This window comes from Enterobacter sp. RHBSTW-00175 (assembly GCF_013927005.1).
Taxonomy (GTDB): Bacteria; Pseudomonadota; Gammaproteobacteria; order Enterobacterales; family Enterobacteriaceae; genus Enterobacter.
In genome coordinates this window covers 4,244,626-4,269,455 of the sequence record NZ_CP055930.1, presented here as the reverse complement: position 1 = coordinate 4,269,455, position 24,830 = coordinate 4,244,626, and the positions used below count along the sequence as shown (strand labels likewise).

30 protein-coding genes and 1 pseudogene are annotated in these 24,830 nt (G+C 50.8%); 1 reads left to right on the top strand and 30 read right to left on the bottom strand.

Annotation, left to right across the window (positions count from 1 at the left end):
* Positions 1–39 precede the first annotated feature (39 nt).
* On the bottom strand, positions 40–4,197 hold the full coding sequence (locus HV107_RS20535) for a DUF1983 domain-containing protein (RefSeq protein ID WP_259349647.1): 4,158 nt from the start codon (positions 4,195–4,197) through the stop codon (positions 40–42).
* 80 nt (positions 4,198–4,277) lie between these two features.
* Between HV107_RS20535 and HV107_RS20530 the strand changes: the two genes are divergently transcribed.
* A protein-coding gene (locus HV107_RS20530) for an IS3 family transposase (protein WP_105318584.1) occupies positions 4,278–5,635 on the top strand; the annotation gives its coding sequence in 2 pieces (ribosomal slippage) (positions 4,278–4,740 and positions 4,740–5,635; 1,359 coding nt in all).
* A 54-nt stretch (positions 5,636–5,689) separates the two neighbouring features.
* Here HV107_RS20530 and HV107_RS20525 read toward each other — a convergent pair.
* From HV107_RS20525 to HV107_RS20385, 29 genes and pseudogenes are all read right to left on the bottom strand, one after another.
* Positions 5,690–6,277: a tail assembly protein gene (locus HV107_RS20525; protein WP_182060602.1), complete on the bottom strand. Its 588-nt coding sequence runs from the start codon at positions 6,275–6,277 to the stop codon at positions 5,690–5,692.
* Entirely contained in the window at positions 6,277–6,987 is a 711-nt protein-coding gene (locus HV107_RS20520; RefSeq protein WP_182060601.1) for a C40 family peptidase, read from the bottom strand. The genes HV107_RS20525 and HV107_RS20520 overlap by 1 nt, the downstream gene beginning before the upstream one ends.
* 2 nt (positions 6,988–6,989) lie before the next feature.
* Entirely contained in the window at positions 6,990–7,748 is a 759-nt protein-coding gene (locus HV107_RS20515) for a phage minor tail protein L (protein ID WP_049110961.1), read from the bottom strand.
* A complete protein-coding gene (locus HV107_RS20510; protein WP_182060600.1) occupies positions 7,745–8,083 on the bottom strand; it encodes a phage tail protein in 339 nt (112 codons plus the stop codon). The genes HV107_RS20515 and HV107_RS20510 overlap by 4 nt, the downstream gene beginning before the upstream one ends.
* Positions 8,084–8,085: 2 nt before the next feature.
* On the bottom strand, positions 8,086–11,577 hold the full coding sequence (locus HV107_RS20505) for a phage tail tape measure protein (protein ID WP_182060599.1): 3,492 nt from the start codon (positions 11,575–11,577) through the stop codon (positions 8,086–8,088).
* 46 nt (positions 11,578–11,623) lie between these two features.
* Complete coding sequence (locus HV107_RS20500) at positions 11,624–11,959, bottom strand: zinc ribbon domain-containing protein (RefSeq protein WP_182060598.1); 336 nt, start codon at positions 11,957–11,959, stop codon at positions 11,624–11,626.
* A gap of 54 nt (positions 11,960–12,013) precedes the next feature.
* Complete coding sequence (locus HV107_RS20495; protein WP_049005126.1) at positions 12,014–12,292, bottom strand: DUF4035 domain-containing protein; 279 nt, start codon at positions 12,290–12,292, stop codon at positions 12,014–12,016.
* 8 nt (positions 12,293–12,300) lie between these two features.
* Positions 12,301–12,687 carry a phage tail assembly chaperone gene (locus HV107_RS20490; protein WP_108090958.1) on the bottom strand — a complete coding sequence of 129 codons (387 nt, stop codon included), beginning with the start codon at positions 12,685–12,687 and terminating at the stop codon, positions 12,301–12,303.
* Between the two features lie 34 nt (positions 12,688–12,721).
* Positions 12,722–13,426, bottom strand: a pseudogene (locus HV107_RS20485) (immunoglobulin domain-containing protein).
* Between the two features lie 59 nt (positions 13,427–13,485).
* Complete coding sequence (locus HV107_RS20480; RefSeq protein WP_182060597.1) at positions 13,486–13,833, bottom strand: DUF3168 domain-containing protein; 348 nt, start codon at positions 13,831–13,833, stop codon at positions 13,486–13,488.
* Positions 13,830–14,279: an HK97-gp10 family putative phage morphogenesis protein gene (locus HV107_RS20475; RefSeq protein ID WP_182060596.1), complete on the bottom strand. Its 450-nt coding sequence runs from the start codon at positions 14,277–14,279 to the stop codon at positions 13,830–13,832. The genes HV107_RS20480 and HV107_RS20475 overlap by 4 nt, the downstream gene beginning before the upstream one ends.
* Positions 14,276–14,614 carry a phage head closure protein gene (locus HV107_RS20470; protein ID WP_049005121.1) on the bottom strand — a complete coding sequence of 113 codons (339 nt, stop codon included), beginning with the start codon at positions 14,612–14,614 and terminating at the stop codon, positions 14,276–14,278. Before HV107_RS20470 ends, HV107_RS20475 begins: the two co-directional genes overlap by 4 nt.
* Before the next feature lie 8 nt (positions 14,615–14,622).
* Complete coding sequence (locus tag HV107_RS20465) at positions 14,623–14,946, bottom strand: head-tail connector protein (RefSeq protein WP_182060595.1); 324 nt, start codon at positions 14,944–14,946, stop codon at positions 14,623–14,625.
* 35 nt (positions 14,947–14,981) lie between these two features.
* The gene (locus HV107_RS20460; protein WP_182060594.1) at positions 14,982–15,212 is read right to left on the bottom strand and encodes a hypothetical protein; all 231 of its coding nucleotides are present in this window, start codon (positions 15,210–15,212) and stop codon (positions 14,982–14,984) included.
* 43 nt (positions 15,213–15,255) lie between these two features.
* Positions 15,256–16,464: a phage major capsid protein gene (locus tag HV107_RS20455; RefSeq protein ID WP_182060593.1), complete on the bottom strand. Its 1,209-nt coding sequence runs from the start codon at positions 16,462–16,464 to the stop codon at positions 15,256–15,258.
* A gap of 14 nt (positions 16,465–16,478) precedes the next feature.
* Positions 16,479–17,132: an HK97 family phage prohead protease gene (locus tag HV107_RS20450; RefSeq protein ID WP_182063559.1), complete on the bottom strand. Its 654-nt coding sequence runs from the start codon at positions 17,130–17,132 to the stop codon at positions 16,479–16,481.
* Positions 17,119–18,348 carry a phage portal protein gene (locus tag HV107_RS20445; RefSeq protein ID WP_182060592.1) on the bottom strand — a complete coding sequence of 410 codons (1,230 nt, stop codon included), beginning with the start codon at positions 18,346–18,348 and terminating at the stop codon, positions 17,119–17,121. Before HV107_RS20445 ends, HV107_RS20450 begins: the two co-directional genes overlap by 14 nt.
* Positions 18,348–18,530 (bottom strand): hypothetical protein, encoded by a 183-nt coding sequence (locus HV107_RS20440; RefSeq protein ID WP_049005021.1) that lies wholly within the window; start codon positions 18,528–18,530, stop codon positions 18,348–18,350. Before HV107_RS20440 ends, HV107_RS20445 begins: the two co-directional genes overlap by 1 nt.
* An 11-nt stretch (positions 18,531–18,541) precedes the next feature.
* The gene (locus HV107_RS20435; RefSeq protein ID WP_130104467.1) at positions 18,542–20,275 is read right to left on the bottom strand and encodes a terminase large subunit; all 1,734 of its coding nucleotides are present in this window, start codon (positions 20,273–20,275) and stop codon (positions 18,542–18,544) included.
* Positions 20,272–20,766, bottom strand: coding sequence for a phage terminase small subunit P27 family (locus HV107_RS20430; RefSeq protein WP_014071184.1), 495 nt, complete (start codon positions 20,764–20,766; stop codon positions 20,272–20,274). The genes HV107_RS20435 and HV107_RS20430 overlap by 4 nt, the downstream gene beginning before the upstream one ends.
* Before the next feature lie 174 nt (positions 20,767–20,940).
* Positions 20,941–21,291 carry an HNH endonuclease gene (locus tag HV107_RS20425; RefSeq protein ID WP_075204638.1) on the bottom strand — a complete coding sequence of 117 codons (351 nt, stop codon included), beginning with the start codon at positions 21,289–21,291 and terminating at the stop codon, positions 20,941–20,943.
* Positions 21,279–21,512, bottom strand: coding sequence for a hypothetical protein (locus HV107_RS20420; RefSeq protein ID WP_182060591.1), 234 nt, complete (start codon positions 21,510–21,512; stop codon positions 21,279–21,281). Before HV107_RS20420 ends, HV107_RS20425 begins: the two co-directional genes overlap by 13 nt.
* 169 nt (positions 21,513–21,681) lie before the next feature.
* Positions 21,682–21,924, bottom strand: a complete 243-nt coding sequence (locus HV107_RS20415; RefSeq protein ID WP_182060590.1) for a DUF2560 family protein — start codon at positions 21,922–21,924, stop codon at positions 21,682–21,684.
* A 121-nt stretch (positions 21,925–22,045) separates the two neighbouring features.
* Positions 22,046–22,243 carry a hypothetical protein gene (locus tag HV107_RS20410; protein ID WP_182060589.1) on the bottom strand — a complete coding sequence of 66 codons (198 nt, stop codon included), beginning with the start codon at positions 22,241–22,243 and terminating at the stop codon, positions 22,046–22,048.
* 261 nt (positions 22,244–22,504) lie between these two features.
* Entirely contained in the window at positions 22,505–23,125 is a 621-nt protein-coding gene (locus HV107_RS20405) for a hypothetical protein (protein WP_182060588.1), read from the bottom strand.
* A 9-nt stretch (positions 23,126–23,134) separates the two neighbouring features.
* Complete coding sequence (locus HV107_RS20400) at positions 23,135–23,404, bottom strand: hypothetical protein (RefSeq protein WP_182060587.1); 270 nt, start codon at positions 23,402–23,404, stop codon at positions 23,135–23,137.
* A gap of 7 nt (positions 23,405–23,411) precedes the next feature.
* Positions 23,412–24,041, bottom strand: coding sequence for a glycoside hydrolase family 19 protein (locus tag HV107_RS20395; RefSeq protein ID WP_182060586.1), 630 nt, complete (start codon positions 24,039–24,041; stop codon positions 23,412–23,414).
* Positions 24,041–24,322 (bottom strand): phage holin family protein, encoded by a 282-nt coding sequence (locus tag HV107_RS20390; protein WP_182060585.1) that lies wholly within the window; start codon positions 24,320–24,322, stop codon positions 24,041–24,043. Before HV107_RS20390 ends, HV107_RS20395 begins: the two co-directional genes overlap by 1 nt.
* Entirely contained in the window at positions 24,309–24,704 is a 396-nt protein-coding gene (locus HV107_RS20385; RefSeq protein ID WP_182060584.1) for a phage holin family protein, read from the bottom strand. The genes HV107_RS20390 and HV107_RS20385 overlap by 14 nt, the downstream gene beginning before the upstream one ends.
* Positions 24,705–24,830: the final 126 nt, after the last annotated feature.

The window sequence follows — 24,830 nt, the reverse complement described above, 5'->3', positions numbered from 1 at the left end:
GCCGAAGCGGGTTATAAATCAGGTTGAATATCAGGAAGGTCAGGCAAAAGAGCCGGTACCGCGTGTAACGGTTAATGTCGGGGATAGAATGCCTTTGCCGGACGTACCGGTGCCGACAACCGTTATGGTTCCGGTTACAGTGGTTGAGGTAATCCCCCTGACTGCATGTCTTACGGTCATCCAGAGCCCATTATTCCCGGCTGGTACATTAATTGTGCCCAAATCGCGCGTGTTACCGTTGATATTGAGAGTAATGGAGGCTGTCGTGGTGCCAGTCACTGAAGCAATATAAATCAGTGCCTCAAGCAGTACTGATTTACTGAGTGCTGATGATGAGGAATCCGTAAACGTAATCGTTCGTTTCGCAACCCCACCGCCAGAAACACTGACGTCACTGCCAATCCCCACGTTTGCAATATCACCAACAAAAGTGGTCGCCTCTACTGTACCTTTAAAGCTGCCGTTAGTGGCGTATACCGTTCCCCGGATCGTGACGTTATTCAGCTCAGCGTTGCCACTTTTCGGCAGATTCCAGCCAGTGCCAGCCGAACCGCTAACGAAATTATCCGACTTCAGTGAATCAGTGATTTTCCCGAACTCAATACTAGCGTTGCGGAAAAACGCATCGTTAAAGAAAGCCTGTCCACCCTGGATAACAAACGGCAGAGTCACGGTCCCTCCCGCCTGAGTCATCACAGCAAAGCGGTCAGCCAGGAAGAGAACCTGCGACTGCATTCCCGCTGGCGTATTCTGAACACCAATCCCCATTCCTGCCGCATACTGGTTGCCATTAGCATCAACAGCAACCTTGATGCTGTACATCGCATTCAGGTTGTTATTGATATCAGCCGACACCTGCGCATTCTGGACAATAGCAGCACTTTGGCCGTTTACCGTGACCTTAAGCGAGTTGATCTGCGTGGCTGATGCCTGAGAGAAGTCCGCCATGGTTTTGGCAAAATCCGTCACGTTCGCCGTGTTCCCACCTGCGCTGGAGTCCAGCGTTTTGAGCGATTCGGCAACGGCTTTACTGGCATCAGCCATGACATTATCGACACGCTCAATACCGGCTTTGTTGTCACCGTACTGCACGCTCAGGGTCATTCGCTGATTCACCTGAGCAAGGGTGCTGGTGATAAGCGCAATCGCGTTGTTCTGGATGCCGCCGTTTGCTGTATCGGTCCTGGCCCCCAGCTCATCCAGGCGGGATGCCATAGATGAAGTTGTGTCCGTTACAACCTGCTGCAAACTGGTGATGTCAGCACTGTTCTGTGAACTGGCCTGCCCGGCAGCATCAGCCTTGTCAGAAATCACCTGGGTGGCGGCAGTGAGCTGGTCAACTGCGGTGGCCCTGGCCTGCGTTTCATCGGACAGCGCCTGCCTGACCTCAGTAATGCCGGCGGCATTGTCTGCTGTCTCCGCCTCCAGCCGGGTGACGTCAGTAACGCGTGCTTCCGTTTCCGTGGCAATCACTTCCCGGAGTTGCTCAAAGGTTGCAGTATTGGCCCCCTGCTGCGCCGTCTGACGGACAACGACATCAGCGATGGCCAGCGCGTTGCCGATAATAGCTTCCGCAGTCTGCTTGTTCGAACCAACCGCTGCCGCCAGACCCTCCGCGTTCTCCTTAATCGCATCAGTCAGTTCAGCCACTTTGTCACTGCTGGCCACGGCATCCTCGATCAGGTCCTTGAAGACTTCTGAGGTTTTAATGTCCTCCAGAATTGCATCTGTGATATCCGATACATCAACGCTGGCCTGGCCACGTACAAATTCGGTGTACCCGGATTCGTTGCCGGTTCGGTCCACCAGCTGCGCGCGGTACCAGAAAACCTGCCCAGCTTTAAGGCCCATCTGCTGATATTTGCGCTGCGGGTAAGGTACATCAGTCAGCAGTATGGCATCGTCCTCGGTACCGGTCAGGCTGTACTGAATTTCCGTCTTCAGCGTGTCCTCGGTGTTCGCCGGGAAACCCCAGTTCAGCTCGATACCAAACACAACGTTTTCAGAAGCAGTAAACCCAACCGGTTTAGGTGGATTACCAACTTTACCCGTAAGAGTTACTTCAGCAGATGACGCCCATACGGATGAAACATCACTGGAGTTTACTGCTCTCACCCGAACCAGGTAGCGACCAGAGTAGATCCCCTGCACTTCGAAACCGAGTGATGACGTACGCGGCACGCTAACCCAGTTTCCACTGTCTCGTCGCCATTCGGCCTCGTACGCAACTGCACCCTGAACGGCATCCCAGGCAACACGCATAGTGGTGATCGCAATGTTCTGGTTAACCGTAGAGTAACTGTCCACGACGATATTGTCTGGAGGGGCCTGAACCCCTGGAGGAATAACACTGATCGGACGCTCGTCCAGCCTTGCACCGGTATCAACGGCAGAATAGATGTCAGGGTTGTAAGTCGTCCCGGTGACTTCGAAAGTGCCGTCATTGTTGTCCCGAGTTCCCGTAACACGGAAAAGCGCTATAAACAGATCATCAGAATCCACACCCCAGTTACATTCAGTCTCCGGCGTTTCGCTGTAGGATGTGGTAACAGTTACGATGTTTCCGTTAACGGCCTGAACGGTTCTGGCCTGAGCTATGCCTGATGGCAGGTTCAAAAAAAGCCGGTTACCAGCTTTCACATCAGCAGCGCGATCAAGTGTTATGTTGCGACCGTTCACCGCGCTCACCCTGCCACCGATGGTTCTTCCGGCCAGCTCGTTGGCAGCCACGCCGATCACCTCTCCGACAGGGGGCACATCCATGCCCGTGCTGAAGGTCACCACCTCGCCGATGCCATTAGTAAGAAGCGCCCAGCGCCCGCGCCGGTTTGCCTCTGACTGTCTGGTGCAGCCGATAGCGGTCATTTCAAGCTGACGATAATCGAAGCGCATGGCCAGATCGTTATCGTAAACAGGCTCAGGAGTATCCTTATAATGGTTCGCCGGGTCTGACCAGTTCACTAACGCGGCAGTATTTCTGGTGGTTTCACTCGGGTCTGCAAAGGTAAATTTACCCTCAACTACACTGGCGTGGTTATAGATGTGCCACACATCACGGGGCATGTCGGCGAGAACATACATTTTGTTATCGCCCCAGTAAGTCATACCGTGAAAAATACCCGCCAGATCACGAAGTACGGTCCAGGCGTCATTGCGGTCCTGGATATAAACGTTACAACGAAAACGAGGCTCCGTCCCGCTGCCACCCTTCCCGTCAGGCACTGGCTGATCGCAATACTGAGCGATACGATAAAGCTCCCATTTATCTATCTGTGTCGCGTCAATTCTTTGACCAAGCCCGAAACGCTCGTTCAGGATGATGTCGTAATAAATCCAGGCAGGGTTATCCGTCCATGCCCATTTAAATACGCCCTCCCAGGTACCAGAGTAAGTCCGTGTCTCAGGATCATAGGTATCAGGTACACGGATGATTCGACCTTTCGGATTGCATACAACCTGAGGAATGCCATTAGGGAACTGTTTTGCGTCAAATTCAACGTACAGCAGGGCCGTGTTAACGTAGCGTAGTTTGGCATCAATAATTTCAGTAACAGCCACAACGCGCATAATGTCCACAACATTTACGCTCGTCGAATCAGGAGTGATTCTTCGAACCCGCAATTGCCAGCCTGTCGTAGCTTTCGGAAGGTTTACACGATGACTGCGCTCATAAAGTGTTGTGGTTTTGTCATCCACAGCACCGTTGATTACGGTTTCATAGGGTCCGCCATCTACTGAAAGATCGATAGCATATTCAACTCGGGTACCGACTTTATCTCCATTGTTTTTCTGGAATAAAAGAGTCGGCCATCCAAGGCGAATACGCAGCGCAGAGAGTTGGGTGTTGGAGACGGCCCTTACATAAGGAACCGCCTGTTTCAGTTCATATGAAACCTGAAGTTCATTTTCAACGCCTGGGAATCCCTGAATGTAGTCCTGATCCTGAGTACCGGAACGGAACTCATATTTTACATTGTTGAAGTTGTAACTTCCGTCTGCATTCTGAATAGGTGTGTACGATGATGAGTCGCCGAGGTAAATGTTTTTTCCATCAAGCCCACCTGCGAACTCCCCCTCACCAAGAGCAATAAGTACCTTTGCTCTGGCAATGGACTGAATGCTGTCCGGTGCCTCAACAGGCGTTCGGGTTTTGTTGCTGCCACCTTTACCGCGCCCTTTGATGATCGTCGTTGTCATAGCGCATCCAAAAAAAAAGCCACCAGGATGAAGTGAACCCCGAAAGTTGGACATCCAACGATTAGGGGTTTTGCGTTTCAATGGGCAGAAAAAAATACTCACCTGAATTCAAGCAGCAAGTCGTACTCCACTATCTGTTCAGCAGTGATGGTGCAAAGAAAACAGCGCGGTTGTTCGGCGTTGATCACGGAGCGGTCAGACGCTGGACTGAGCACTGGAAAGTGAATGGGATGGACAGTTTTACCATTCCTACCAGGGCTTACTCTGCCGAGTTTAAAGAGTCTGTCGTGCTCTGGATGCAGCAACACAACAAATCATCCCGGAAAGCTGCGGCGGAGTTTCGTATTGCAGCCGCTTGTACTGTCAGCAAATGGGAGCGTCTTTACCGTACTGGCGGTATCATTGCCCTACAGGATAAACCCAGAGGACGCCAGATGAAGTCAGGGAAGAACGAAACTTCAGATAAAGAACTTAATAATCCCCGTCCAGCGTTCCAGAACGCTGAGGAAGAACTTGAATACCTGCGTGTTGAGAATGCCTACCTAAAAAAGCTTCAGGCCTTGATTCGGGAAAAGCAGAAGACAAAGCAAAAATAATTACCGAATTGAGGCGAAACCATAACCTGAGAATGCTGCTTCATATAGCAGGATTACCTCGCAGCACGTACTACTGGCATGTCAAAGCAGATAGCCGTGGAGAGCGCTATGAGGGCGAACAGCAAAGAATAGCCGCACTGTTCCACTATCATAAAGGACGATATGGTTACCGGCGCATTACCCTGGCGTTGCGTAATGAAGGCTATGGCATTAATCATAAAACAGTACGGAAACTGATGCGCAAGATGGGGCTGGCCTCATGCCTGAGAAGCAAAAAGTATCAGTCATACAAAGGCACCTACGGTAAAGTAGCGCCAAATACCCTTGCACGTGATTTTAAGGCCAGCAGTCCAAACCAGAAATGGGTCACGGATGTGACAGAGTTCAACGTAAAAGGGACAAAGCTGTATCTGTCACCAGTGCTTGATCTGTATAACAGCGAGATAATAGCCTGGAATATGACGACGCATCCGGGAATGAATCTGGTCGAAAACATGCTCAGCAAAGCCGTCAAGAGGCTGAAACCGGGTGACAGACCGGTACTGCACTCTGATCAGGGTTGGCAGTATCAGATGGCACGGTATCAGGAGAAACTTAAAGCTAAAGGCATAGAACAAAGCATGTCGCGCAAAGGGAACTGTCTGGACAATGCAGTGATAGAAAATTTTTTTGGTCTGCTGAAAACAGAATGTTGGTACCACGAAGAGTTTGAAAATACAGACCATCTACGAAAAACGGTGGAAGAGTATATCCACTACTACAACAACGAACGAATCAAGCTAAAACTAAACGGCCTGAGTCCGGTACAATACCGAACCCAGGCCATGTCAGCCGCCAGTTAAGAACGTGTCCAATATATGGGGTTCACTTCAAGGAGGTGGCTTGTCGTTGGTGTTTTATTGCTGATCTTCCGCATAGATTCCGGCAGAGATAATCGCCCCCCCTATTTCCCGCTGACCATACAATAAAGGAACGGGGTTGCCGGACGCTGTTGTATTAACGGGTCCACCAAACGCATAGGAAGGTTTGTTATCTGGGTCCTGTCGCATCCGCAGACCAGCAACCTGAGGGGAAAGCATTTGCACCACACCGCCAACAGCCATAGAACCAGCTGCGGCATATAGCGCCATTTGTGTACCTGCTGCCCATCCTACTGGGTTCCACCAGGTAAAGGCCGCAATTGCGGCGGCAGTAATAATTTGAAAGAGGCCAGCCCTCTTACTACCGCGTATGACAGGGATAATGCGAAGTTCATCGCCAGGACCAAGAAGATCAAACTCTTCCTTTCCTATGTTTATTTGGTTTCGGAAGATGACAAAATCCAACCCCTTCGCTCTGGTCTCGCGCAGGTAGGCATCAAATCCATCAATGGTATTAGATAGCGCCCTGAATACCTCACTGGCAGACGTTAACGCGCGGCGGTGGGTCCTGCCAAATCGCTGAGCCATTGAACCACTGAGTTTAATGACGGTTTTTCTTTCCATTACATCAAATCCTTATAACGCAGAATTCTGATGGTACGGTCACGATAGTAGCCCCCGTATGGAATGCGCTGGCTTAGCTGGCCATACATGTGGTGAAGGAGTACATTACCCTCAAGCAAAATACCCGCGTGGTTTGGGACTGCGGACTGTACCTGCATGATTACCATGTCACCTGGCTGGGCAGTACCGTTGAACTCCCTGAACCCACACTCATACCAGTTGTCCATGTAGAGGTTTTCTCCCTGCTCCCACCAGTGACGATCCACGCTGTAATTCGGTAACTTAATACCGTGCTCAGTGCGGAAATAATCCATGATGAGAGACCAGCAGTCGGCGTGACCTAGCACAAACTGGCGACCAGTTAACGGCCGATCACCACGAGGCATGACAGTACGAATATCCCCTTCCGGCCAGGATGCAATTACCCAGGGCAATTCAGTAGCATCACACATCAGCATGTCGAGTTCGCTTGGCTGGGTTGTCGCACCATCACCAGGATGGCTATGCACGATAGCAACTACAGTGCCCTGCTCTTCAGCCGCCGCATAATCTTCAGGAGACAGTTCGAACTGCTCAGTCGGGGATTCAGCCTGATTTCTGCAAGGGATATATTTCTCTACTCGTCCTTTCTGAATGACAACGCCACAGCATTCGTCTGGACACGATGAGGCCGCGTGCGCCAGTATGGCGCTGACTGTTTTCTCGCGCATGGTTATCCTCTCAGAAGTGAAGCGCCGGGGAAGCCACCATAATCCAGCTGCTCATTCTCACCGAAGCGTGGCTTGCAACCAGTAGACATCAGGCCAGAGCAGACATCCTGTGAAGGATCATCCACCCGGTTACCGTCTTTATCGAACCAGCCGTTTTGTCCCGCATAAGTGCAGCCGTTACCGGTTTTGTACCAGCCACGCATACACCACGTGCACATAGGCTGAATCTGCCGGGTAGGAATTAACTGCCCGCGTAGATCAGCAGGACTGGAAAGCTCAAACTCCACTGTTTCATCATCAGAACCTGATTTTCGGTCGATGTAGTAAACCTGTTTGCGCTCCTCGTTTGGATTGGCGGTCGGGTTACCATCAGGAAAGTTTCTGGCGTCAAGGTAATGAGCGAAGGTGTCATGGATGATCACCTTTGCTTTAGCCATCCCCTGAAAGCGCCTGCACAATGCCCCAATCGTGCCGCTGATGTTTGCCACGGCAAGCGCTGGCCGAGAGCTTTGCCCGTCACTGCTGACAGATATTCCGGTAAGTTCGTATGGCCACGCGCCATATTCCTGCCCTTGCCACCACACTGACTTCGGTTCCAGTTTCGACTCATCGCCACCGGAGGCGATAATTTCCGCCTCTGTATGGGGGATCGTCTCGTTATGGAAACGAAGAATACCGGCACCGAAAGCTGATCCGTCCACCTCGATAAGGCGGACGCGCTTACCCGGCTCCAGTTTCTGGACATCGGATGAAATACTCATGGATGGTATGCCTGTATGAATGTGCTACTGAGGGTGTATTTCTTATTACCGAGGGTAGATATCTGGAAGGACTCCGCGCGCCAGAGTCCTGATGACTCAAGTGGCGGTTTCCAGATAAATGACTTATACCCCGCATGTCTGTTCAGGAAGTTTTTGATAGCCTGAATGTATGCTTCATCACCGGTAAAACTGACGCTCCATTGTGGTGTCACCGGGTTGATACCATCACCAGCCACCTGCGCATAACCATCTCCAAATTGCGCCTTTCTGGTCCGAAAACTGGTATCAACCTGAGAGGCAACCTTCGGACACCAGGTGAAGGTTTCAACTGTCATGGTTAAACTCCCTTAATCAAACGCCACAATGGTGAGCCAGGCATACTGGCCTGCTCGTTAATAACGCCAGTGATGGCATCCTTCAGTTGCCTGCCAGCGGCACCGGCTGTTCCCTGACTGGCCGCCTGTGGTGACCCACCCTGAATATTGATATCGCCGAAGTTAACTGAAGGCACACCACCAGAGACCTGAGGAGTGCCAACAGCCCGAACGCCAAGCGAACCATCAGCAGCACGGGTAAGCGGCATAATGGCTTCAGGTCCAGCCTCTGCAAACACACCCGCTCCTTTGGCAAAAGCAAAAAGCTGAGGGGTCTGAAACACGCCATTGCTGTATGCGCTCAGGGATGGAGAGTCGTAAACATTACCCTTCGCGTTAAAGGTGAAGTTCGCGCCAGCGTTCTGAATTGCAGTACCGCTACTGGCGGCAGCGGCGGAAGATGCGCCAAAGCTGAAGAGAGAACCAATTGAACTGACGCCGTTAGCAACAGCCATATTGACCAGAACATTCTGGATGATCTTCAGTACGCTGACACCCCAGTCCTTCCAGCTGTCAACGTTGCCATTGAGCATGTCGGTGATCGTGGTGACAGCGCCACCCATTGCCTGCTTCATACCGTCAGCTGCCATGGCGGAGTAATCTGTCGCTTCATCCACCCAGTTTGCATAACCTTCAGACAAGCCCGTCATCCAGTCATCGCGCTGAGCATCAGAAGCAGCGTAATATCCTTCCTGGTCGCGAAGGCGCTCTTCGAGATAGCGCTTATTAAGCGCCAGCCCCTGCTGATAGAATGCCTCATCAATTTCACCAGCCTGCCGCTGCCGGAGAAGATCGGTATTCTTCTGCTCAAACTCCTTACGCAAGTTGAACTGCTCCTGAAGTCTTTCGCGGAACCGAGTCCCCTGCCCATACCCAAGAAGTTGAGCCTCATTAGCTGCGCGGGCGCTGGCATTGCTGTCAGCAAGGTTGGCTTCGTAGTTGCGCAGCTGCTCGCGAAGTTTTACCTGATCGATGAGAGCAGCATTTCGCATAACTTCGGCTTTCTGGGCCTGACTCAGCGTAGAAAGCTCACCCTGGCTTACCTGATATTTTACCTTTGCCAGCTCAGTATTCTGCCCTTGCAGGGCAATCTGCTCCTTCTGTTGTTTGATCAGACGCTTATAGACATCTTCCGTCTTCTCGCCTTCCGTCTTTGGCCCTTTTTTCTGAGGCTTATTGGCCTCGTTATTTCGCCATTCAGCCAGACCGTTATTAATCAACTCCTGACGGCCAGTCTGGAATTGTGGGTCACTGGTTAGTCCCAGATCGTCGGCGGCATAACTCAACCGTAAACGCTCTTTAGCCTCTCCTTTAAGACGTGATAACTCCAGGTCACGGCGGCTCTTTTCAAGAGCATCGGTTTGCTTTTTATCGAGATCAGCCTGAGGAAGTCTGAGCGGAACGTTAACCAGGCCCTGACGAGCCATAAGGAGTTGATTGCCCAGCCCCAGCAGGCGGTTTAATTCATCATGCTGCCCATTCATCAACAGGAGAGATTGGTAAGCCCTGTTTTGGTTAGCGGCCTCCTCTCGAATGAGTGTCACCCGCCGATGTTCAAGACCTTCAAGAACTTGCTGAATAGACGCGGATTTTCCCTGCATCTGAGCAAGCCTTTCTTGCTCAACAGATAACTGCTCTGTAGCTGTAGCCAGACCACGCGTAACGGTGTCCAACGATGTCAGGTGATTAATCATGAAACCACCGCTGGTCGTTGGGCCGGGATTACTGATCACTGACTGATAACCAGCTATCTGTTCTTTCAGGCCTTCAATCTTGCTCTTTTGTTCATCTATAAGCCGGTTCTGTTCATTCAATGCAGTGCGAGTTTTCTCTGCATTGTCTGAAGCTTCAGGCAGAGTCATCGCCTTCGACTTTTTGCTGACTTCATCTATTGTGCTGGCGTATTCCTGGGCGGATCGACGGGCCTGCTCCTGGTTTTGATACATCGCATACCAGGCACCAGCCCCTAACATTACCAAGCCAGGAACTCCGCCGATGAGGCCAAGTGCGCCGCTCATAAGGCGAGTACCAACGGATGTTACACTGTTGAGGTTGTTCTGAGTGGAAACTCGATTTGCCAGATTTCTGTCTCTGGCTGCCTCCGCAGAAGCCAGTCTTCTTTCAGCAATAGCTTGGGCATCGGCATTTTTTGCAGCCACCAGCCCTGCCTGTGCACGCTCAAGCGCAGTTCTGGCCCTGACTTTTTCCGTAGCGGTGCCAGTTGCAAGAGCAGTAGTTAGCCTGGCTTGAGCTGCTGTAACTTTTGCTTCTGCTGCCGCAATTTTCTCTTGCTGGGCAGCCTGAACATCTGCGCTTCGTGATCTCTGAACAGCTTGCTGAGCCCGATAAACTTCAGCCCTTGAAGCGGCAACAGCAGACTGAGCAGCTTTGTCCTGTGCGACAGCAAGCGCAACCTCTGATTTCGCAGCTGAAATTAGCGCACCTGTTGCACTCGTGGCACTTGTCACCACGCCGCTGAGATATCGAGCCAGTCCAACACCAACAAGCGACCCGGCAACTGTTGTTATCGTAGACATATTGTCAGCAACGTCACTCAGTGCGCCGCTTACTGCTGATGAGGTAAATGAGTCAAGCGTCTGGGCAACACTATTTAAACCGCCAGACAGCGCATCGGTAGCACCAGTAGCCTGGTTGACACCTCCAACCCAGGCCATGAATGAGTTGGTGACTTTTTGCAGGGAACCGGAAACTGTTTGCGGCATACTGGCAAACTCGCCCTGCAAGGAACCCAACTGACTCATCAGTGCAGGTACAACCTTATCAATCGTAAGCTGCCCTTGATCTGCCATGCTCTTCAGGTCTTTTCGAGCGACACCCATTCCAGCAGCAAGCGCACGGATTACACGATCACCCGCTTCGTTTACTGCGTTAAATTCTTCACCGCGAAGAACGCCCTGCGCCAAGGCCTGGCTGAATTGAGTAATAACAGAACTCGCTTCCTGAGTGTTAGCCCCCGAAAGTTTGAGGCCAGTAGAAACAGCTTCGGTAATTTTCAGAACTTCGCCTGAGCTATAACCGTATTCACGCATTGAAGCAGCTGCACGCGAAAAAAGGTTTGCGTTATCTGAAAACGCAGTACCGGTTCTTTGGCTTATTTCCATTAACTGCCGCTGAGAGGCAGCAAAATCATCAGCAGAAGATGAGGCCTGCTTTAGACGAGCGTTTACTGAATTCCACTCATCGGCAATCTGAACAAGTTTACCTGTCGCAAAGGCAGCCGTAGCAGCGGCTGCTGCTCTCCCTACTGATGCAAATCCATCAGTCAAATCGGATAGAGCCCTTTCGCTCTCACGGGCGGCGGCGGCCGCTTGTCGGCCACCATTTTGCATGGTGCGGTAATAGTCCTGCCCCATACGTGAGGCGCGCGAAATTTCCGTCTGGAATGATTGCGAGTTAGCGGAAATTTTAATTATTAACTCACGTAAAGTTGCCATTTAGCCTAACTCCAGACGTAAAAAAACCGCCGAAGCGGTTTTATTTTTATTGTTTCCAGACCTTTTGCCTGGCCTCTTCGAGGTATTCTTCATCAGTCTTAATCGGAGGCGAGTCGACTGCTAAATCACTACCACAGTGTTTACATTTAATAGCTTCAGTTTTGATTAACTCTGCACAAAACGGGCACTTCTTCATGCTGTCATTTTCAATTAACTCTTTTTCCTCTGCCGCAACATCCTTTTTTATTACCAGAGAGTGAACAAAGGCGATAATAAAAAGAAGGGCTCCGTAAACCCACCAGGCGAAGAAGGATCTACCTTTACTTTGAGCAATTAAGGCTGGAATTAAGCCTATAACAATTGAAACTAGTATAATTTCCATTTTTGCACCCCAGAATTATTAGCTTGATAATCCTAATATTATCTGGGTAAAAAGTCACTGAGTCGCTACAGTAAGTGCAGCCTCAAGAGCAGCAAATGGGTCCTTCGGTGCTGACTGCTCGCCATCCCCCCAGCGTAGGATCGCATCGTCAAGCTGAACTTTGGCCCCCTGTGAACCGTAAATTGCAGAGACAATCTGCGCAGCCTGAATATCTCCGCGAATATCGCCAACGGGACTTTGCCTGTCGAACTCAATCCACATCAGAAGCTCGCTTGCAGTCATGCTCTGCCGTAGTTCTGAAAGCGTGCGCCCCATTCGGAGCGCAAGCGACATCAGAAACTTTACGCCGGGGGTTGCGACTTTTCCCGCGCTTCTTCTGCGTTGCTGATCAGGTCAAGAGCCTGCTTCAGTAAACGGGAGTGGATGGGGCCGTAAATTTCACGCACCTGTTCTTCTTCTTCAGCACTGAATACCGGGTGTTTATCGGTATCACACAGAACATCAATGAACAGAACAACATCAGCGCAAAGATTACGGTGTGCCTTCTCAGACACCGACACATTTTCATCTTCCGCGCCTGCTTTCACCACTTCCTGCCAGCGAAGCCAGGCTTCACCGGATGGCTCACGCAAGACAACTTTGACGCCTTCCCACTCAGGGACGACGACCGTCTTATGGCGAAAGCCAGCCATTTTCGCCATGGCTAATTGTTTTAAAGTTTGCGACATCGCTTATCCATGCCGGGACAACCCGGCATCTCCATTAACTGATAGTAAGGGTGCAGGCAGCTGAGTTAACCGTTTTGACCGGAGAAGAAGAATCCGTAACCACACAGGTGTAATCACCTGCATCACCTGAAACTGCGGTGGCTTTATTAAAGGTATCGGATGTCTGCCCGCTGACGGTGCTACCTGCCTTCTTCCAGGTGTAGGCATACGGAGGCTTACCACCGGCAGCTACTACAGCCATGCTGATCGCAGCCCCCACCGCTACAGACAGTTAGGAAGGAAGATCAGTGGTCAGTTTGAGTACAGAGTCAATCGGGACAGGCTTGCCTTTAAGGCGCAGTGAGAATGTAGCTGCCACAACACCATTGGTACCAGATGACCAGGTATGCTGGCGAACTTCGGCCAGGAACTTAAAACCATTACCTGACGGGAAGATGATCTGGAAGCCGTAAGTGGTGTCGTTGTCATAAGCATCACGCAATGCGTTCTGCGCGGCATTCAGGAAGAAGTTACCAGACAGAGAAATCTCTGAAGGCGCTGGGAGGCCGTTGGTGTTCTCCTGCTCAGTAGAACACAGTGTGGTGGTGTCAATATCCTGTTTCTGTCCACCTGTAAACTGAGCTTCTTTGAGGGTGCAACTCAGATCAAGGTAGGTGGCAGAATCCATTGCCTCTCTGGTTGTTGGTAGTGACGAAATAAGGATTTTCGTCAGCTGAGATTTTTCATAAAGTGCAGACATAGTTGTCTCCTGGAAAAAGAAAACCCGCCAGTTGGCGGGTTCATTGAGTGAATGATGTATCAGGGGGTAACTTTAAAATCCAGGCTGGAACGATAGAGCCGATAATCTGGCTCGTATCCGGGTATTTTTACCACCTCTGTAGGATTTAGCGGCTTAAGCGAAGTTAGCGCCAAATCTCTCAGAGCTCGCGATTCTGTTATGGTTGCGGAATACACATCGACCTGGACGGAAACCCTGCTCTCTGCCTGTCCGCACAGCACATCAGTGGAAACGTCAGAAACGATGGAAAAGATAATCCAGGGCGGTGAGATGGACGGTTTGCCGTCTTCGCCGAGCGGCGCGACATAAGGATAAACCTGTCCACCAGCCAGAGATGCCAGCTGTAGGTAGATATCGTCTTCCGTCATTTGCTCAATGCCTCATCAATAGCCTGGTTCATTCTGGCCAGAGCCACCTGGGCAACTTCTTCTTCCCTGGTGTCATAAGCGGGACGAACAAAGGGATGTGCTGGCATATTTGCAGTGCCGAGCTCAACGAAGCGCCAGTAGAATGCGTTACGCGCATTACTGGCCTTCATCGTATTGTCAATGTTACCGGTTCGAAGATTAACACCACGAATATGAACCCCTGAGGAAATCTCTCCCCGCTTTCGGCTACGCTGAGTGACCACCACAACGTTTTTCTTAAGCTTCCCTGTTCGCTCAGGTGCACGAGCGATCACTTCTTCCTTGAGCACTTCTGCCCCGGCACGTGTCGCATCACGCAGAACTTTGTTGTTTTCAGCCTTACTTAGCAGTTCTAAATCCCTGGCAATATCATTCAATCCTGAAAAATCGAGATTAATGTCAATCACTTCTCCACCCCCAGCTTGCAGAGAACCTCAAGCAGAACCCCTTTTGCATCCGGTATTGGGGGACCAACAACATTCAGGGTGTTCCCTTTAAATGGCCCTGTCGTAACCTTAATTCGGGAGGCTGCCGAAACATCATGCCGATACCGCATCCATACCCGTACTGTTGCCTCAGCTGTTTCAGCACCAGCGGCCACCAGCTCACGCCCACTGATGCCTTTAACTTCAGCTCGGGTGTTCGCTCCGTCCACCCATTCCTCTACCGGTTGCCCGGAAGAATCCCGCGTTGTCGTGAAGTTCTGGATGGTAATGAGATGCCGTAGTCTTCCAGCCTGCATATCCCCTCCTACGTACCAGGCCTTATCCGGTATGGCTTGAGAATTGCCTCAATCCCGAATGGCAATGTGGTTGTGATATTCCCGATATTTACTGGCTCACGGTTTTCATACCAATGCGAAACCAGAAGCATTAAAGCCAACTTGATATCATCAGATACCAGCAAACCATCAGGGTCTTCTGCGGGCACTTCATTCTCATAGAGGCGGCGATTAACAATGATTTCGGAATGCTTCACTGAGGCTTTGAGGTAAAGGGATAGCATCTGATCTTCAGTCGAATCATCGCTATCAATTCGACACTGAAGCCTGAGTTCGGGAACAGTTGGAAACATGCTTTGCTCCATACAAAAAACCCGCTGACAGCGGGTTATTTTTTTGATTTCTGTGGAGCTGGCTGCTCTGGCTGCTCTGGCTGCTCTGGCTGCTGATCAGCATCAGGTTTTTTTTCACCACCTTCAACTGTATCAATGGCCCCCAGCTCTTCCGCAATAACTAAAAAGCGATCTGGCAACTCACCATCCTGATAAGAACCAGCAGCAACAACTTCCACGCGACAGCCATCAGGGGACCACTTCACATTCTTTTTAAGTATTAACATAACTTAATCCTGTAAAAATGGGGGCTGTCGCCCCCGTGATGAATTAAGCTCCGGCACCAATCTGGAGCAATTTAATCGCCTGGGAATCAGCCAGCATCCCACCAGTGCGCTTGGTAGTGTAAAAGCCGACAAATGGCTTATTGGTGTACGGGTCACGGAGAATGCGTGTGCCAATACGATCAACAATGGTGTAACCACGTTTGAAGTTACCGAATGCAATTGCTTTAGCATCGGCCGCAATGTCAGGCATTTGTTCGTTCTCAGCCACACCATACCCAGCCAGAGTCGAAGGCTGACCAAGCTCAAGACCAGGACGCCACAGATAGTTGCCTTCAGAATCTTTCAGGATTCGAGCAGCGAACAGACTGCTATTGTTCATCATGAACTTAGCGCCGTTACGATGTACTTTTCGCAGGGTGTAAACCAGCTTGATGATCGCATCAGCAGTCAAACCAGCAGTAGCGCCTGAGAGAATGTGCTGAAGAGTGCCGAATGCGCGGGTTTTATCATCATCCAGTGATGAGGCATAGGCCAGAAAACCTTTTGGTTTCTTGGTCCCGTTACCGCTGGTGAAGGCGATCTCTTCCTGCTCTGCAAACTCAATCGCCAGTTCACTGTTGATCCAGTCTTCAACATTGAAGAATGCGTCATCCAGCATCGTTTGAGTGGCTTGCGGGTTGCCGTAGATTTCCCCCATAAAAGGCTCAATCTGACCGAGTTTGGAGGCATCAGTTGCAGGACGGGGATCGGTTTCGCCTACCCAACCTGAAGCAGACCCACCGAGGTTAACCAGTTTTTTATAGTTTGCGCCGCCGACTGTGATAGTCGTCGCTTCCTGGCGCATAACCACTTCGTCTTTCAGAAGATCAAGAATGGCGCGGTCAAGCTCTTCCGGAACAGCGAAACCGCCGTCTTCATCAACACCTACCTGCAAGGCTTTACGTTCCAGGTCGCGAAGTCCATCATCCTTACCCTTGCGCATAAAGTCGATGAAAGCGGTTTTGTGCTCGCTTGCGGCCTTGCTTTGAGTGCCACCAGCGGGACGTTTAAGCTGTTTAAGCTCATCTTCCAGCGCGGTTTTAAGCTGATCCAGCTCGGTCAGCTTGCTGTTAAGTGTTTCAACTTCTCCGGCCAGCTTGCCTTTTTCAGATTCGATAGCGTCAATGCGCTTATCATTTTTCGCTTTAAAATCATCGAATTTTTGCTGCAAATCCTGCGCGACCTGCTCTACGTCTTTAATTTCAACGGCCATAGTTAAACTCCTGATTAAAATTTGATGTTTTTCAGTGCATCCAGTGCGCTCACCACATCACCAGCATCACGCTGGGATAGTGAGCCATAGCCCCCGGCCATGAATGCTTTGGCCTGGGTGCGTGAGAGCCCAACATCGCGCAGGACTCGTTCAATACATTTCTGTGATGGGGTTTCACCACGGGCGACAGCGCTTTTAACATCGCTGATACGCGCCTCATCGTTTGATGGAAACGTCACCGGGCTGACTTCCCAGAGGTCGATCTCCTTCAGGAGAAAAACCTCTTTCGTTCTGTCGTATTCCCAGTCTTTCAGCATGTAACCAATAGAAAGGCCGGTTAAAGAACCGGCCTTCATATGGGCATGTGCTCGCTTTGCCAGAGGATCGTCATCAATCAGCAATCGCCCCTTGACGTATAATCCGACCTCATCCTCTTTCATTTCTGTATACACCCCGATGGGTTCATCCATCTGGTGCTGCCAGAGCATGGCAGGAAGTGCGTTTTTCTCCCGCCATGACTGAAGTGATTTACTGAACGCTCCGGGAACAACTACATCGTCGTAACTGTCCTTAACGCCAAACACAGAGCCATAGCCTTCAAACTCCCCGCTGTCACTGACAGACTTTAGCTTCAGCGGAATATCCAGCCGCTGTTTAGTCATCGGCATCATGTTGTTCCTCGGTTGTTTTGCTCTTATTGCTGTCAGACGGCTTTGTCGTCATGTTCATCGGTGTCAGGTAAACATCCCCCCCTGCCCTCGGGTTGAGTTCCTCCAGTTCCCGACAATCATTAGGCGAATAAATGCCCCAGTTAATTCCGGTTGCATAGGATTCGAATCGGGATTTCATATCCCCGCGTAACAGCGCGCCTGCATTGAATTTTGCGTAGAAGGTGCCCTGCTTTGACTCCTTTACCAACCCAACGTTAATGCGTTGCTCAATACGGGTCATGTAAGGCACTAGAGAATAGTTGATAAACCCAATACCGAGGTTTTCGATATTGCTGAAGGTTGCGCGATCAGTGTTTTGTACCAGATGAAGAGGAACGCGGAATAAGCGACAAATCTCCTCAAGCTGGAATTTCCTTGTTTCAAGGAACTGACTATCTTCAGCATTGAGAGCCATAGATTTCCAGTCGAGCCCCATTTCAAGGATCATCGGTCGGTGGGCATTACTTAATCCAAGATGGCGGTCTTCAAAGTCTTTTTTCAGGCGGCCATAAGCCGCATCGCTAAGAGTTTGCTCGGTTCTTAATACACCCGTTGTCACCGCACCATTACTGAATAATCGCGCGCCGTGTTCTTCGGTAGCCATCCCAAGAGAAATCGCCTCTCTGGCATAAGCTACCGGATTAAGGCCGACCAGGCCGTCAAGGGTCAGCGTCCTTACATGCCAGATATCATCCTGACCAAGAACGTCTGTAGACCCATCCGGAAAAGTCACCATGTAAACTGGTTGCCACTGGCTGTTTAGCTTTGGTTGGACGCACCCCGGATCGAGTGGAAGTAGTTCAACTACCTCCCCCAGAGCTTTTACCTTGTAAGCGTAAAAGTTTCCCCGCAGACAAAGACAAACGATAACGAGCTCCCAAAACTCCTGCGGAGTCATATAGTCGTTAGGCTTCATTGAGAGCAGCTTATAAAGCCGCTCTCCCGTTGCTTTCTGTTTTGTGTTGCCTGAGGATTTAAAAAGGTTACATGGCAGCATCCCCATCGATTCTGCAAGAACCCTTACACACCCAAAAACTGCCGTCAGACGCATAGCTCTCTGGCTGCTGACACGCTTTCCGGTATAAGTGTCGTAAGTCATTCCCACCGCTTCAGCCAGTTCTGCCGGTGATGTTACTGGCTGGCTACTTTTTGCAAACATTCCGGGGAAAAACATCAGTCACCTCCCGTAGAGTTCGTCGCCGGAGAGGCAAGAAACTTAGCCATTAGCCATGACCAGACGATGCACAACATGCCACCAGCAATATAGCCTGCTGGCTGATAAATCATCCATGCACCAAATGAAAGCAAAAAGGCACCCATCACTCCAACCAGAGGAGTGAGAATTTGAAGGATCATAATCGCCTCGATTAAAGTGAGCGTATGCCGTGAGATTCAATGCGGTCGGAGAGTGTGTCCTCTTTCTCAAAGAGCATCGAACGACCAATTGCCATAATCAATGCGACCGCGCCGTCGATTTTGTTTTCGTTCTGCTCCTTGATGGGCCTGACCACATCATCGTTACCTGGCAGATATTTCCCGACCACATTACTGATACACCAGCTCATGATAGGGTTCCCATCATGATGAAAACGGCCAGACTCAATGGCAGCCTCAAGCTCCTTCATCGGGTCGGACATGTTGGTATAGTTCTGGGTTATCGTGATTGGGTTAAGCTTTTCGTCAGCAAGATCATGTGAAAGGCCTGTCGCCCCAAACGGATCTATAGGTGACTCGCTAACCGGGTTCAGTTTGTTCGCAGCCTTTGCTTCTTCAAGAATGTAGCGGTAATCAACCTCTGCCCCATCCGTTACTGTCAATACTCCCAGCTCAACCCATTTCTGAAAGCGCTCGGCGGTACGGCGGTCTTCGTTTTTCTCAACACTATAAACAGTGTCATAGGGAACCCAGAATTTAGGAGCAACGCAGTAATAGTGAGTTTTCCCGTCTATCTCCCGGGCGAACAAACGCACCATGCTGTTCATATCCAGCTTTCGTGCCATATCAAATGCCAGGACACATGGCTGCCCCTCAAATTGCTCAAGGGTAAGGGTTTCATCCTCGCACCCTTGCCAGGATACCAGGTTGAAAAATGCCGCTCTGGCTGCAACCCAGATATTCAGATGCTTCGTTTTAAATACACCTGCCTGCCGGGCATTATTCACAGCGCGTATTTGCTGGCTGAGCAGAAAATCACGATAGACAGACACCCCCATATTCGGATTTGCCTTTTCCAGGACCTTAGGGTCCGTCCAGTCGTCACCCTCATCCACTGTATAAATCACGCCAAACAGCTCTTCATTCGGGACTGTGCCATTCAGCATTTCAATCACTTCACGGCGCTTGTCATAACAAGGCCCTTCAATGTTATATCCCGCTGTCGTTATCGCCCACATCAAGGGCTGACGCCGTGCTCCCATACCTGTCAGCATGGTGGTATATAAAGCATCCGTAGGATGTTCATGGTATTCGTCAACAATGGCGCAGTGTGGTGATGCCCCGTCACCAGGATTACCAATCAGCGGTTCAAAGCGCGCTCCATCTTCCGGTCGGTTAAGATTAGAGGCGTTTACTTCTATGCCGAACGCTTCCACCAGCAGAGGTGTGCGCTTGCACATCAGGCGTGCTGGTCTGAAAACTTCCCATGCCTGCTTCTCTGTCGTGGCACCGGAATATACCTCGGCCCCAAATTCGTTATCACAGGTGAAGCAGAACAGCGCCACGCCAGCTGAAATTGCGGATTTACCGTTCTTACGCGGAATCTCAGTGTAGACCTCGCGGAACCGGCGGAGCTTAGTTCCTTTCTGTACCCAACCAAATGCACAACACACTATGAACAATTGCCACGGCTCCAGGGTGATCGGCATCCGTTTGAATGCCCATTCACCCTTTGTATGAGGCAAGAGTTGAATAAACTTCGCAGCTTTCTCCGCCATATCCTTGTCAAAGCGGTATCTGAATTTTCGGCTTTTTTCCCTGGCCATGTCGTCAATATGACGCTGACAGGCATGAATGACATACTGACACGCCGGAATTTTCCTCCGCACAACGTTGCGGGCGTACTGGTTCGCGGCGTTAACGTTTGGGTACGATTTCCGGCTCATGAGTTAATCATCTTCAGGAAGGGGTTAGAGGTTTTCTTCTGTCCAGCGAGCCCGATCAGGCGTTGACGACTGCTTGGATCAAGACCAAGCATTGAACCGGTAGAGCTCATTTCAGATTCCTGTTCTTTCTTGGCTGTCAGTTCAGGGTTTTTAATTTTCCCGCCCATAGCGCCGAAGATAGAAAGTCCATCAGAGGCAATATTCTTAACGGCCCTGCGCCAGAATTCGTAAGCGACACACCAGCGTTCAAGTACAGCAAGGTCTGTAACACAGAGCAGCCCCTGACCACATAGCTCTTTTGTTGTCAGCTCCCACATGATCGCTGCGAGAGGGAGATCATCCTCTTCAAACCACTCCGGTGGTGCCACACCCTTAATCGGGGTAAACACCGGTTCGTCTTTATTCAGGGCTCGCTTTCCGGGGTTGCCAGCCAGCTCCTTGCGCGCCGTTGGCTTGGGTCGACGCCCGGAACGCCCCGCCGTTCCAGCCATAAGCGACACTCCTGGTTAAATTTCATTTTTCGCGGGTATAAAAAAACGACTGAGGCGGCGGTCCTTTAGGCGGCAGGCTACAGAGATTTGATCCCCCCCTCCTAAATGATAATTGATATCATTTGAATGCATATAGTTGCATTTGTAATCATTTCACTGTAATGGTAACCAGTCTCATTTGATACGTTCACGCCCTGTTTTGGTGCGGTGACACGGCCAGCAGAGGCTTTCGAGGTTTGAGTCATCATCAGTACCGCCGTGTGCTTTTGCCTTAATGTGGTCAACTGTCTTTGCAGGTACTACACGCCCACCGCGCAGGCAGTTCTGGCAAATATGTTTATCACGCGTCAGCACTCGTGCACGGATGATATCCCACTTGCTTCCATACCCACGTTCATGGCGGCTCTTACCCTGCTGGTGTTGTTGCCACCCTTCATTACGGTGCTTCTCACAGTAACCTGAGCGATCTGTAGTCGTACCAGGACAACCGCGCTTACGGCAGGCGCGAGGGATTAGTGCTGGCATCGCTCTATCCTCACATGTCCTAACAGTACTTGCCGCTTAACCTCGCCGTTCTCTGCTACCATGTGCCCGAGTTCATCGTGCACAGCTGCGACGACTTCACCTTTCTCGTCATCAGCAGTAAAGACATGTTTAACCTCTACGCCATCAAGATAGACAGTGTATGGCTCTTGTTGTGGATTAATCCTTCTGCCGGGGTCATCGTCCAAAACTGTAATTCTCATGTGCGTTTCCTTTTAGACGTGAGCCTGCCGCACGGCAATGCCGCCCGAGAGGTAAACGCAACCTAACGGCATTACCCAGGCTCACTACTGAAAGACTCTCTTCATGGTGCGCGTGCGATGCGCATAAAAAAGCCCCGCATTAGCGAGGCCAGCAGGAAATCACTGTTGATCAGCTTTCTGAACCACTAAAAAGCAAAAGCGCTTGCTCCGACTCTTTGATGGCTTTAGCCGTTCTGGCCACCACACCACTTTCAGAGGTTACCCGGCTGAACTGGTTAATGAACATTTGATACTTCAGTTGATCATCATCAACGAAGTGAATAGCGTCTTCTGCTGCGGCAGTATCGTAGCCCACGGTTGCCAGCAGGTTTAAACGAATCTGCTGTGCAGGTGTAACAGTAATTTCAGACATTGTTTATCCTCTGGTCGGTAAATTTGATGCCTTATCCCCTTCAAGGGATATTTAGTGTTTTATCCCTTATAGGGGATAACCATTATCAAGCCCACCAGCAGATGAGCTTTGTAATGGCCACTCAGTCGTCGAGTTGCAACACACCATGCTCAAGTGAATCTGAGTATGCGATCAACCCTGTGTATTCAGGGATAATCTCGCCATCATCAGCTTCGAACTCCGGGATGGTGCTAGTAGTGATAGTGTATTGAGGTGCGCCGTCTTCTTTCGCGAAGGCTGCCAGGTCTTCAATCTGCTTTGCTGTAAGAACTACTGTCATGCTCATTCCTCAGTTGTTAAAAATCCCCGCTATTGCGAGGCTCTGGTTTCTTTCTGGCAGTTCGCCTGCCACGCTTTGTTATGGGTCAGGATGTCTTTCTTCGTCTGGCGGTCCATAACGTCGATGTCGTGATCGGTGAGATAAAGTGGCCTAACCCAGTCACAGGAATCGTGGACGAATACATAGCTGGGCTTTGGAGGACCACCAACACAGCCAGTAGCCAATGCTGACACGGAAAGCATAGAGATAAACATGAAATATTTATTCATTGTTGCCCTGCCATGGTTGAGTTAGCAGCGCCTTTTCAACACTCCATCCCCTGCTCAATCGGTGCGCGATTGTCTTTACTTTTACACCATAGGTTTCGGCTGCTTTGGTAATGCACATTCGACCAGCTGGTGTATCGAGCATATGGTTACTTCGTCGGTTTCTTGCCTGGTCTTTGGGTGTCGCCCATCGGCAATTTTCTGGTGAGTACGCCTTATCTACATCAATCCGATCAAGTGTATGACCTGCTGGACGCTCGCCCATATCTTGCAGGAATGCTTCAAAATTGCCCCAACGCTCACAAACTGAGATTCCGCGTCCACCATAATCTACGTAATACGCATCGCCGGGATAATTGCAGCGCCGCTGCATTGACAGCCAGCTGATATAAGTGGGAGAAGTTTCTGACGGTCTGCGATGCCCGTGTTTTACACCTGACATGCAACCGCAAGATTGTGTCCTGCCAGAGCGTAAGGCGTTTGACCTGATTATTTTTTCTGTTCCACACTCACAACCGCACAACCACATTGAAACGCCCGATTTATCCTTATTGGCGTAGGACTGCACAGTCAGCTTGCCGAACTTAACGCCGGTTAAGTCGATTGTTTTCCTCATGTTCACCCCTTATGAGCCGCGCTTCCACGTGTCCCGCAGCTCGCGATCAACATCGTCATCAGGCATACGATTAACAGTCTGCTGTACATTGCTGGCCTCTTTCGTTACTTCTACCCGGCGTTCTGCTACTGCTTCAGTGGCAGCGGCTTTCTCTTCGGTGTTTTGCTTCTGGAATTTTGCTTCCGTTTTAGTCGTTCCAGAGGCATGACCAAAACCGAAAGCTGCGGCGATGGACCCAAGAACAGCAACAGCCATGCCGATAATCATTTCAATACCCATGCTCACCTCACACCAGCCCTGATTTTGCCAGGTTAAACAGCGCACGGCGTTTATCCAGCCCGTTAAGACCGCCATTGATAAGCAGTGTCACGCGCTCAATATCGCCGGAATGAAGAAGGCAACCATGAGAGACATAGAACCATGCAGCGGAGCGTGCAGCGTACTCGTCCCGCTCCAGTAACTCGGGCTGGGTGACAAGTTCCAGTTTCAGAGCCTGCCCACAACTGCGGTAATTGCTCAGGCCGGTGATTTGCTTCAGGCCGCGACCGCGATATTTCCAGCCATCGCCCGCAATCTGGTTGCCCAGGTTCTTTTTGCCCCACTCACCGCCGTAAACCAGATTGGCTATCGCTTTCTGATTTGCCGGTTGCGTTGCCGTTCTGCCGAGTGCGGCGGCCTGCTGGTTGGTAATCCGGTGGCTGCCGAAGTTGGAGACCAGGTTTTCCGCCGCATAGTTCAGGCTTTCCACCAGCCGGGTGTACCCGCCGGACTCATGCCCCATCTGTGCGATGAACATGGCCTGATCGAGCGGTGCTGTGATGCCGAATTCTTTCATCGCTGCATCGATACGCGAAAACCAGCGCGCAGCGAGCCCGGCGCTAATACCAGCCGCCTTTTGAAATTGTGATTGGTTCATTAGTGCCTCAGTGCATCAATAAGGCGTGCTACGTTTCCCCGAGCCCAGAGAACTGCGGCACAGATCAGGACGTTCACCAGCACCACAAACCAGTGCGATTCATGGTACAGGCCGGACAGGTAACGGAAAGGGACGCTGGCGTATACCAGCACCGTGAAATAAGCCATCAGCGATATCAGTGGGCGATGTCTCGCACCGCCACGCTGGTAGAACATCAGGACAAGGACGATCACCGCACAGATAAGGGCGTTGACCATTGCACTTGGATCACTTGTTACCATTGCTGGTCCCTCCTCCACGTAAGCGAGAGAGAATTCCGAACAGGCTACCCAAATCCTGACTGTTAACGAACGTCAGCAGCTTAATGGCCACTGCCGCAACGATTACCGCCCCCAGAGCATCAAGTGGCCTGTCGCTATACCCCGTCCATTTGGAGAAGTAAGAACCAAGGAGAGGTGCACCGATAACGCCGAAGATGAATGAGGTAATGAAGTAGCCCACCAGCTTAAGACGGCTGATATTAACCGCCGTAGCGACGTAGAACACCGCGCCAGCAAAAGCGCCAAACACCACACCGTAATCAATACCGGTTGCCAGACCGAACATACTGGCCCCCATCAGACCACCAGCCGCTACCGTAGTGCCAGAAACAGGATCGGACATTTAGCCCCCTCTTATTGCCGTGAGTCCTCTCAGAACGAGGGGAAACAAAAAAGGCCACCCGTAGGCAGCCCTTAAAATAAAAAACCCGCAGCAGTGGCGGGTTTATGTTTTGTTTTGTTGCTCAGT

Bases quoted from the DNA above. Each gene is read 5' to 3' on its own strand.
- HV107_RS20535 (WP_259349647.1), bottom strand. From the start codon at position 4,197: ATGACAACGACGATCATCAAAGGGCGCGGTAAAGGTGGCAGCAACAAA.
- HV107_RS20525 (WP_182060602.1), bottom strand. From the start codon at position 6,277: ATGGAAAGAAAAACCGTCATTAAACTCAGTGGTTCAATGGCTCAGCGA.
- HV107_RS20520 (WP_182060601.1), bottom strand. From the start codon at position 6,987: ATGCGCGAGAAAACAGTCAGCGCCATACTGGCGCACGCGGCCTCATCG.
- HV107_RS20515 (WP_049110961.1), bottom strand. From the start codon at position 7,748: ATGAGTATTTCATCCGATGTCCAGAAACTGGAGCCGGGTAAGCGCGTC.
- HV107_RS20510 (WP_182060600.1), bottom strand. From the start codon at position 8,083: ATGACAGTTGAAACCTTCACCTGGTGTCCGAAGGTTGCCTCTCAGGTT.
- HV107_RS20505 (WP_182060599.1), bottom strand. From the start codon at position 11,577: ATGGCAACTTTACGTGAGTTAATAATTAAAATTTCCGCTAACTCGCAA.
- HV107_RS20500 (WP_182060598.1), bottom strand. From the start codon at position 11,959: ATGGAAATTATACTAGTTTCAATTGTTATAGGCTTAATTCCAGCCTTA.
- HV107_RS20495 (WP_049005126.1), bottom strand. From the start codon at position 12,292: ATGTCGCTTGCGCTCCGAATGGGGCGCACGCTTTCAGAACTACGGCAG.
- HV107_RS20490 (WP_108090958.1), bottom strand. From the start codon at position 12,687: ATGTCGCAAACTTTAAAACAATTAGCCATGGCGAAAATGGCTGGCTTT.
- HV107_RS20480 (WP_182060597.1), bottom strand. From the start codon at position 13,833: ATGACGGAAGACGATATCTACCTACAGCTGGCATCTCTGGCTGGTGGA.
- HV107_RS20470 (WP_049005121.1), bottom strand. From the start codon at position 14,614: ATGCAGGCTGGAAGACTACGGCATCTCATTACCATCCAGAACTTCACG.
- HV107_RS20465 (WP_182060595.1), bottom strand. From the start codon at position 14,946: ATGTTTCCAACTGTTCCCGAACTCAGGCTTCAGTGTCGAATTGATAGC.
- HV107_RS20460 (WP_182060594.1), bottom strand. From the start codon at position 15,212: ATGTTAATACTTAAAAAGAATGTGAAGTGGTCCCCTGATGGCTGTCGC.
- HV107_RS20455 (WP_182060593.1), bottom strand. From the start codon at position 16,464: ATGGCCGTTGAAATTAAAGACGTAGAGCAGGTCGCGCAGGATTTGCAG.
- HV107_RS20450 (WP_182063559.1), bottom strand. From the start codon at position 17,132: ATGCCGATGACTAAACAGCGGCTGGATATTCCGCTGAAGCTAAAGTCT.
- HV107_RS20445 (WP_182060592.1), bottom strand. From the start codon at position 18,348: ATGTTTTTCCCCGGAATGTTTGCAAAAAGTAGCCAGCCAGTAACATCA.
- HV107_RS20440 (WP_049005021.1), bottom strand. From the start codon at position 18,530: ATGATCCTTCAAATTCTCACTCCTCTGGTTGGAGTGATGGGTGCCTTT.
- HV107_RS20435 (WP_130104467.1), bottom strand. From the start codon at position 20,275: ATGAGCCGGAAATCGTACCCAAACGTTAACGCCGCGAACCAGTACGCC.
- HV107_RS20430 (WP_014071184.1), bottom strand. From the start codon at position 20,766: ATGGCTGGAACGGCGGGGCGTTCCGGGCGTCGACCCAAGCCAACGGCG.
- HV107_RS20425 (WP_075204638.1), bottom strand. From the start codon at position 21,291: ATGCCAGCACTAATCCCTCGCGCCTGCCGTAAGCGCGGTTGTCCTGGT.
- HV107_RS20420 (WP_182060591.1), bottom strand. From the start codon at position 21,512: ATGAGAATTACAGTTTTGGACGATGACCCCGGCAGAAGGATTAATCCA.
- HV107_RS20415 (WP_182060590.1), bottom strand. From the start codon at position 21,924: ATGTCTGAAATTACTGTTACACCTGCACAGCAGATTCGTTTAAACCTG.
- HV107_RS20410 (WP_182060589.1), bottom strand. From the start codon at position 22,243: ATGACAGTAGTTCTTACAGCAAAGCAGATTGAAGACCTGGCAGCCTTC.
- HV107_RS20405 (WP_182060588.1), bottom strand. From the start codon at position 23,125: ATGAGGAAAACAATCGACTTAACCGGCGTTAAGTTCGGCAAGCTGACT.
- HV107_RS20400 (WP_182060587.1), bottom strand. From the start codon at position 23,404: ATGGGTATTGAAATGATTATCGGCATGGCTGTTGCTGTTCTTGGGTCC.
- HV107_RS20395 (WP_182060586.1), bottom strand. From the start codon at position 24,041: ATGAACCAATCACAATTTCAAAAGGCGGCTGGTATTAGCGCCGGGCTC.
- HV107_RS20390 (WP_182060585.1), bottom strand. From the start codon at position 24,322: ATGGTAACAAGTGATCCAAGTGCAATGGTCAACGCCCTTATCTGTGCG.
- HV107_RS20385 (WP_182060584.1), bottom strand. From the start codon at position 24,704: ATGTCCGATCCTGTTTCTGGCACTACGGTAGCGGCTGGTGGTCTGATG.